Source organism: Humibacter sp. (assembly GCF_051954055.1).
Lineage (GTDB): Bacteria > Actinomycetota > Actinomycetes > Actinomycetales > Microbacteriaceae > Humibacter.
Genome location: NZ_JBQCIE010000111.1, coordinates 73114 through 81579 on the forward strand (window position 1 = coordinate 73114; position 8466 = coordinate 81579).

7 protein-coding genes and 1 pseudogene are annotated in these 8466 nt (G+C 68.8%); 2 read left to right on the forward strand and 6 right to left on the reverse strand.

Annotated features, from left to right (window positions below; translation table 11 throughout):
• Positions 1–18: 18 nt before the first annotated feature.
• The 6 genes from ACTHNC_RS14620 to ACTHNC_RS14645 all read right to left on the reverse strand — a co-directional run bounded on the left by ACTHNC_RS14620 (position 19) and on the right by ACTHNC_RS14645 (position 7399).
• The gene (locus ACTHNC_RS14620) at positions 19–1116 is read right to left on the reverse strand and encodes an acyltransferase family protein (RefSeq protein ID WP_440295344.1); all 1098 of its coding nucleotides are present in this window, start codon (positions 1114–1116) and stop codon (positions 19–21) included.
• Positions 1091–1771 carry a DedA family protein gene (locus ACTHNC_RS14625; RefSeq protein WP_440295345.1) on the reverse strand — a complete coding sequence of 227 codons (681 nt, stop codon included), beginning with the start codon at positions 1769–1771 and terminating at the stop codon, positions 1091–1093. The genes ACTHNC_RS14620 and ACTHNC_RS14625 overlap by 26 nt, the downstream gene beginning before the upstream one ends.
• Before the next feature lie 130 nt (positions 1772–1901).
• Entirely contained in the window at positions 1902–3209 is a 1308-nt protein-coding gene (locus ACTHNC_RS14630; RefSeq protein WP_440295346.1) for an alpha/beta hydrolase, read from the reverse strand.
• Between the two features lies 1 nt (position 3210).
• Positions 3211–5310, reverse strand: coding sequence for a vWA domain-containing protein (locus tag ACTHNC_RS14635; RefSeq protein ID WP_440295347.1), 2100 nt, complete (start codon positions 5308–5310; stop codon positions 3211–3213).
• The gene (locus ACTHNC_RS14640; protein WP_440295348.1) at positions 5303–6751 is read right to left on the reverse strand and encodes a magnesium chelatase; all 1449 of its coding nucleotides are present in this window, start codon (positions 6749–6751) and stop codon (positions 5303–5305) included. Before ACTHNC_RS14640 ends, ACTHNC_RS14635 begins: the two co-directional genes overlap by 8 nt.
• Before the next feature lie 75 nt (positions 6752–6826).
• Entirely contained in the window at positions 6827–7399 is a 573-nt protein-coding gene (locus tag ACTHNC_RS14645) for a YbhB/YbcL family Raf kinase inhibitor-like protein (RefSeq protein WP_440295349.1), read from the reverse strand.
• A 180-nt stretch (positions 7400–7579) separates the two neighbouring features.
• Here ACTHNC_RS14645 and ACTHNC_RS14650 point away from each other — a divergent pair, with 180 nt between their 5' ends.
• Together ACTHNC_RS14650 and ACTHNC_RS14655 are read left to right on the forward strand one after the other, a co-directional pair.
• Positions 7580–8176, forward strand: coding sequence for a TMEM175 family protein (locus ACTHNC_RS14650; RefSeq protein WP_440295350.1), 597 nt, complete (start codon positions 7580–7582; stop codon positions 8174–8176).
• A gap of 71 nt (positions 8177–8247) precedes the next feature.
• Positions 8248–8466: pseudogene (locus ACTHNC_RS14655) on the forward strand (hypothetical protein); the annotation flags it as partial.

The following is an 8466-nucleotide window of genomic DNA, read 5'->3' on the forward strand; positions in this document are numbered from 1 at the left end:
TGGGCCCCGCCCCGACGGTCAGGCCGGATCCTCGACCGCTCTCCTCCATCGCGTTGCCCCGGTGAGCCAGGCGGCGAGTCGGGTGCGCACGACGATCAAGGCGGCCGTCCACGGTACGAGCGCGCAGATCGCGAAGACGAACCAGTCGGGTGCCGGCGGGGCGAAGTGCTGCATGAGCCAGAGCACGAACGGGTGCACGAGCACGACCATGAACCCGCAGCACGCCAGAACCGTTGCGATGAGCGACGCCCGCCGTGGCAGGCGGGTGAAGACCCATTCCGCGACCAGCACGAGCGTCGACGCGATGACGACGGCGCTGATCGTGCTCACGAGCGGCGTGCCGTAGTCGCCTTGCTTGATGTCGACCGGCCGCGAGAGTCCGAGCGCCACCGATCCGACGACGACGCCCAGGGCAGCGAGACTGACCAGGGCCGCCGGTCGCAGGCGCTGCGGCGTGATCAGCCGGTCATGCAGGCGACGGCCCTCCCAGCCGAGCATGAGGTAGATCAGGCACGGCAACGCCGAACCGATCGAGAACGGTGTCTGCGCGAGCTGGGGTCCGAACATCCAGCCGGCGGCGGCCGCGAGAACTGCGACGGCCCACACCGCGTACCGGGGAGCCCTCCAGAGCAGCCGCAGCAGCACGCAGCACACGAACAGAACGCTGATGAACCAGAACGTGGTGTACGGCATCGCCGACTGCTGCCCGTTCCAGACGGGGAGGAACAGCCGTTGCCACGTGGTGGATTCCAGCAGCGGATCCAAGATCAGGAACGGGACCGCGATCAGCACGAACCACACCGCGTACGGCAGAAGCAGCGTTCGCGACCGTTTGCCCAGCTCCACCGCGAACGGCCGCTGAGGCGACCAGAAAAACCCGGCGAGGATGAAGAACAGCGGAACATGCCACGTGTACAGCAACGGTCGCACCAGCGGGGTGCCGAGGGTATGACCGGCGATCACCGCAAGGATGCCCACCACCCGCACCGCGTCGATGGCGCCCGACCGCGCGCTCCTGCCGGCAGCGGCGCCCTGGGCAACGGATGCCGCGGCTTCCGGCGGCCGCTGCCCGGGGTGCTCCAGGACGGGTTCAACTATCGACGGTGATCCGCTCACGGGCCTCCTCCTGCGCCGGCCCTGACGAGACGCGCTCCCGCCGGCTCTTCAGCCGTCTGAGCAGGGCGGTCACGACGATGGGCAGCACGGAGACCACCACGACGAGCACCATGAGCGCGTCGATGTTGCTGACGACGAACGGGATGCCGCCGAGCAGCAGCCCAAGGACCACCATGACGATGCACCACGACGCCGCCCCCAGCACGTTCCAGAGCAGGAACCGGCGGTACCGCATCCGTGCGACGCCTGCCGCCAGCGGCACGTAGGTGCGCACGATCGGCACGAACCGACCGAGAAGCAGCGACGGGGCACCGTATCTGCCGAAGAACTCTTCGGCACGGGTGAGATGCTGCGGCTTCAGGATGCGCGCGCCAGGCTTGAACAGGCGTCTCCCGAAGCGTTTTCCGAGCCAGTACCCCGCTTGATCGCCGGCGATCGCGGCGATGATTCCCACGAGCGCGACCGTCCACGCCTGGATGCCCAGCTGCGGAGCGAGGATCGCTGCGGTGATCAGCAGTGAGTCGCCCGGCAGGAACGGGAACAGCAGCCCTGACTCCACGAACACCAGAACCGCGATGCCCACCAGCACCCATGGCCCGAAGGCGTGCAGCCAGCTCGAGGCATCCAACAGCGGAATGGCGGTGTGAAGAATCATCTGATGCCTTTCGAGCTCGCGTCGTGTCCCTTCCACCGTCTCGGCTCGACACCAAGAACCGGCACAGCAGACGGCGTGCAAGCGTGTGGATCGCCGGTGAATTCACCGAGAGTGCAAGGTCAGTGACCACTCACTGAGCGAGGCCCATCCGATCGGCTATTTGAGGCAGCGCCCTCGCCCACGCGTAGCGCACGGTGTTCCAGTCGTGCCCGGAAGCTCGGGAGACGAGCAGTTCTGTCGTCATCCCGGCCCGTCGCGCGGCCGCGTTCAGCTCCTTCGCGTAACGCGTGTACTTCAGATCGCGGCCGCCGGAAGCGAAGATCGCGAAGCTGTCCCGGTATGGCGCGTGCTGGGCCAGCATGACCAGAGGCGTGGACGCCTGATACGCGGCTCTAGAGCCGCCGAAGCCCTCCGCGACCGTCTTCGAGCCGATGGCGGGTGCCAGCTCTCCCAGCACATCGATGATCGAGCCGAACAGCTCCGGATGTCCTGCGCCGAACTGGATGGCGCACGTGCCGCCTTGCGAGTACCCGCCGACCGCCCAGTACCTGCTGCTCTCGGCGACCGGCAGGTGGGTGCGGATCCAGTTCGGGACATCCACGGTCAGGTACGTGGCGGAGTTCCCGAGCGGCGAGTCGACGCACATCGGGTTCTGTCCGGGTGCTCCCAGCTGGTCGGCAGCGACCACGATGGGGGCGAGTCCGTTGTGCTGGGCGGCAAAGGCATCGTACGTGGCCGCCGCCCGGCCGGAGGTGAACACGTCCGATGGCGTTCCCGGCTGACCGGCGAACAGCATCAACACAGGTAGCACCGGCGGTTTCCGCACCAACGCCGCAGGCGGGAGATAGACCACCGTCTTCCGTGCGGCGAAGTGCGAGTCCGTCGCCGGAATGTGCACGGTGCCCACCCGACCGTGCTTCGGCATCCCTGCAGGCGGGCGCCAGTCCTTCCCCAGATTCGGGTCCATCGTGCCGGCGTAAGCCGTCAGGTGCGATGCCGGCATCGCCGAATACGGCACGATGCCGAGAGCGTCGTTCAAGTCCCGGTACGCCCCTTCGTCCACGTTGATGCCGGCTGCCGCCACCAGCAGAACGCCGGGGATCATGACGGCGGCGACCACCTTCCGCCACCATCTGGTCCCCCAAAGATTCGCGACGGCGAGGAACACCCCGGCGAAGGCGATCGCCACCCACATGCGCGTGACCGCCGTCAACGGAAGCCCGAAGACGTTCCACACGTCGCTGACCAGCCACGCCAGCAACAGACCTACCGCTGCCCCCAGGACCGCTGCACCGAAGGAGCGCAGCAGCCGGCGGGGCTGCGGCGACCTCAGCAGCAGATACAGACCGAGCAGCGCGACGACGACGTCGAGCGGGATCAGAAAGCTGCTCTTGTCGATCCGCAGCGTCAGCAGCCAGTGCAGCGGATCCTCCGGCATGCTATTGGTCGACCCAGAATCCGCGGCCGCCGAACCAGCCGCCGCTGTAGCCGTCGTAGCCCGGGCCGCCGAAGAGGTCTCCGCCTGCGTCGAACACGCCCTCGCCGCCTCGTCCGCGACGAGATCCCCGCGACCCGAGGTAGCTGTCCACCACGGCGACTCCGAGGTCGTCGAGTTCCGGTGCGACGACGCGTCCGCCGACCCGACGCGCGAGTCCGTCGACGAAGCGCGCCAGCCCGGGGTCGGAGCCGAGCCGGAAGATCGTGATCTGCGCACCCAGCCGCATGGAGACATCCAGCTCGTCCACGGTGTGCGCGATCGTGATCGGATGCGGCGGGTAGGCGAACCGCACGGATCCATCCGCCTCCAAGTGCGAGGTGGGCTCGCCGTCGGTGACGATGAGCAGAACCGGCTGGGCATCCGGATGCTTGCGGAAGTGCCGGTTCGCCAGCAGCAACGCGTGATGCAGGTTGGTGCCCTTGTCCCACATGGCGTCGAGCCCGGTCAGCTCCTCGATCTCCATCACCTGCGCGTGCCGGGAGAAGCCGATCAGCTCGAGCCGGTCATTGCGGAACCGGGTGCGGATGAGCGTGTGCAACGCGAGCGCCGTGCGCTTCATCGGCACCCACCGGCCGTCCATCGCCATCGAGAACGACGTGTCGACGAGCAGGGCGACCGTCGCCTGCGTGCGCGACTCGGTCTCCTCCACCTCGATGTCGTCCAGCTCGATGCGACGGCCGGTTGTGCTCCCCGACGCTCGGCGCAGCACGCCGTTCAGCATGGTTCGAGGGATGTCCCACGGCTCCGTGCTGCCGAACTCCCACGGCTTGGTCGCCCCGGAGGTCTCCCCCGCCGCCCCGGCGAGGCGCACGTCGCGCTCTCCCCTGCGCTTCGACATCCGGTTCGCGATGTCGCGCAGGAGCGTCTGGCCGAGCTGCCGCATGGCCTTCGGGGTCAGCTGCAGGTTGCCCTGCGAGTCGCGGCGGAACGTGTTGCTGCGCCGCAGCGCCTGCTCGAGGTCACGCAGTGTTCTGGCGTCGACCGCGGCGTCGTCGCCGAGCTGCCTGGCCAGCTTGTCGAGGTCGACGTCGTCGAGTCGGGCGCCGTCGTACCCCTGGGAGAGCTGTTCGGAGAGCTCGTCGAGATCGGCGAGGTCGGAGAGCACCTGGGTGCCCTCGGCGAGCCCGAGCGGCTGGTCGCCGTCGAAGCGCTCCGAGCCGCTCCAGTCTTCGCCCGGGCGCAACGCCTGCAGGTTCGCGTCGAGGTCGGCGAGCTGCTCCATGAGCTGCGGCGAGCCGAACGCCTGGGCGGAGAGCTGCATCAGCTCCTGCCTCTGCTCCTCGGTCATCGAGTTGAGCATCCGCTGCGCCGCTGCCGACCGTGCCGCGAGCGCGTCGATCAGCTCGTCCACGTTCTGCGGGTTCTCCGGGAAGAACTGCCCGTGTTCGGCCATGAACTCGGCGAAGTCCTCGGGAGTGTCCTCGCCGCGGCGGTGCTTGTCGAGCAGCCGGTTCAAGTCGGTGAGCATCTTGTTCACCGCCGCGCGGTCTTCGTCGGTGACGTTCTGCAGCGTCTGCTTGAGCCCGGAGAAGCGCTGACCGAGCAGCTCCTGGCCGAGCATGTCCTTGATCTTCTGGTAATCGGCTCGTGCCTGGGAGGAGCGCCAGTCGTAGTCGCTCAGCTCGTTGACTGCGGCCGACGTGGAGGTCGGCAGGCTCTCCAGCCGCATCTCGGCGAACGAGCGGTCGGTGTCGTCCATGTCGACGTCACGCGCCAGCTGTTTGCGCTCCTCCAGCACGGCGTGGTCGAGGAGTTTCTGGATGTCTTGCAGCGTGCCGCCGAGATTGTGTCGCCTCAGCAGGTCCCTGCGTCGTTCGGCCACGCGACGCGATAGCTCGTCGAGGCCGGTCAGGTCGCGGCCGCCCCTTCGCAGGAACTCGCTCAGCGCGCGCTCCGGCGAGTACCCGGCCATGACGTCCTCGCCGATGGCGTCCAGCGCCTCGGCGAGGTCGACGGGTGGCGCGAGCGGATCGCCGCCCTCGTAGCGATGGAACCGGCTCACCGGGGAACGACGTGGCGTGCCTGCCGGATGCTCAGCCATAGATCGTCTCGTTCCCGTCGGTGTCCTTGCCGATCTTGCGCGCCAGGTACAGGCCCTCCAGCGCGAGCTCGATGGCGGCGGCGCGCTCGCCGTCGGTGCGGGCATCCAGCCGCTCGACGACCTCGTCGTACACCGGCGACTCGCCGAGCATCGGCAGGCCGCCCAGGAACTCGGCCGCGGTGACCCGCTCACCGGTGGCGACCATGGCGCCGCCCTCGATGGCGGCGACGAGGGGTCCGAAGTCGATGCCGCGGAAGTGCGCGCGAACGGCGTCGGCGGTGGCCGTGCGCAGCAGGTGGGTGAGCACCTCCGACTCGCGGCCCTGCTCCCCTGTCTCGAACTCGATCTTGCCGCCCAGCACGTCGACCGCCGTCGTCAGGTCGACCGTGCGGGCGACGGCGTCGTGCTCGCCGCGTGCCGTCGAGCGGTGCAGTGCTGCCGCGGCGATGGTCTCGGCGCCGGCGATCGCGAACCGGGCGCTGACGCCGCTGCGCTGGTCGATCGAGCTGGACTCGCGCAGGTTGCGCGTGAACCGGGCGAGGATCTCGATCAGGTGGTCGGGAACATCCGCGACCAGCTCGGCCTCCTGCCTGATCACGGCGATCTCCGCCTCCAGCTGCCGGGGGTAGTGCGTGCGGATCTCGGCGCCGAACCGATCCTTCAGCGGCGTGATGATGCGACCGCGGTTCGTGTAGTCCTCCGGGTTGGCGCTGGCGACGACGAGCACGTCCAGCGGCAGGCGCAGCACGTAGCCGCGGATCTGGATGTCGCGCTCCTCCATCACGTTGAGCATGGACACCTGGATGCGCTCGGCCAGGTCGGGCAGCTCGTTGATCGCGACGATGCCGCGGTGGCTGCGTGGGATGAGCCCGAAATGGATGGTCTCCGGGTCGCCGAGCGAGCGCCCCTCAGCGACCTTCATCGGGTCGACGTCGCCGATCAGGTCGGCCACCGACGTGTCGGGCGTCGCGAGCTTCTCGACGTACCGTTCGCTGCGGTGCCGCCACGCCACCGGCAGGTCGTCGCCGAGCTCCGCGGCCCTGCGGATCGACGCGTGCGTGATCGGCTGGTACGGATGCTCGCCCAGTTCCGATCCCGCGATCACGGGCGTCCACTCGTCGAGGAGCCCACCGATCGTGCGCAGCACACGCGTCTTGCCCTGCCCGCGTTCGCCGAGCAGCACGATGTCGTGTCCGGCGATGAGCGCTCGCTCCAGCTGCGGGATGACGGTGCTCTCGAACCCGTGCACGCCCGGCCAGGGGTCCTCACCGGCACGCAGCTTCGCCAGGAGGTTGTCACGCACCTCGGTGCGCAGCGGCTTCTGCACGTGGCCAGAGGCCTTCAGTTCGCCCAGGGTGCCAATCTGCGGTGCCGAGGCGGTCGCAGGCGAACCGGCCGGGACGTTCGGGGAAAGGGGGTACGACTCGTGCGAAGGCGTCATGCTCAACGATACGCACGGTGTCCCCGCGTGCGCGGCGTCGGCTCGCGCGTGCTGCGCGCGGGAATGCGGACTGGCTCAGGCGCGCTGCGTTCCGACCAGCGATCCGGAGGCGAGCACGTGTCCTGCGACCTTGGGCAGCAACTCGGTCAGGCCATTGATGCCCTGCACGTCGAGCTCGACGTCGAGCGCGTACAGGTGGAAGCCGTAGTGATGCACCCCGTGCCCAGGCAGCGGTCGTGGCCCCTGGTAGGCGACCCAGCCGCGGAACGCCGGCACGTAGTGCACGGTGAGGTTGCCTGGGGTGAGCGCGCCCTCGGCGACGCCGTGCGTGGTGTCGGGCTCGAGCAGCGCGATCAGGTGAATGATCGGCGAGTCGAGCGGAACATCCGTGTCCTCGACGATGAGCAGCAGCTGCTTTGTGTCATTTGGCAGTCCGCTCCAGCGCAGTTCAGGTGAGATGTTCGGGCCGCGGCCGATGCCGGAATGCCGGCGAGGAATAGCCTGCCCTGCGTCGAAGGCGGGCGAGGAGACGGTGAGGATGCCCGGGGAGGCCAGCTCCTGCGCGAACTGCACGCTGCGCTCCGGCTTCGAGCGCTTGCCGCGCAGCATCCAGCCGAGCGGGGTCACCAGCAATTCCGCGAGAGACATCGGGTCGTCCTTTTCGTCGGGTGCGCCCTTTCGTGGAGTGGGCGCCGGCGTGGTGCCGACGATACGGCACCGGGACGCGACGCTCGGGCAACCCGGCTTGGCGCCGTCCGGCCCATAGGCTTTCGCCGTGAGCGAGTCGTCGAGCACGCACGGGCAGGGCGGGTTGCGGGGAGGCATCCGATGAGGTCGTCACGACTGGAGGCGTTCAGCGACGGTGTTCTCGCGATCATCATCACCGTCATGGTGCTGGGGCTCGCGGTGCCGTCCGGCACGACGTTCCAGTCCCTGTTCGACACGTCCGGGCTCGGGCTGCTCACCTACCTGCTGAGCTTCATCTACATCGGCATCTACTGGAACAACCACCATCACCTGTTCCAGTTGCGTCCTCGGGTGGACGGCCGGGTGCTCTGGGCCAACCTGCACCTGCTGTTCTGGCTCTCACTCTTCCCGTTCACGACGGGCTGGCTGACGAAGACGGAGGTCGCGACCGCTCCGACCGTGGTCTACGGTGTCAACCTGCTCGCCGCGGCCGTGGCGTACAGCATCCTTCAGTCGGCGATCGCGCGGCGGCCGGGCGGCGGCCGCGTTCGGGAGGCGATCGGGCGCAACGTGAAAGGCTGGATCTCCCCCGTGCTGTACGCGGTGGGCATCGGGCTGAGCTTCGTCGTTCCGTGGCTGGGGCTGGTGCCGTACGTGGTGGTCGCCGTGATCTGGCTCATCCCGGACCGCCGCATCGAGCGCTACCTCGCGGCGCATCCGGGCGACGACGAGGACTGAGGGCGCTAGCCTCCGCCGCCGTTCGCCGCAAGCACTCGCGGAAGCGGCGCGACGCATGGTGACGTTGCGGCATGCCCACTGACCCCGAAGCACGTTCGCCGGCCGACGATCCGGAGCGTCCGGGCGCCGAGCACTGGGTACCGGCGCGCCACACGCTGGCGGCGCTTCGTCGCGCTGCGCCGGACTGTCGCGGATGCGAGCTGTGGCGGGACGCGCGGCACGTCGTCTTCTCGCAGGGGCGGGCATCCGCCGCGATGATGCTGATCGGCGAACAGCCGGGAGATCACGAG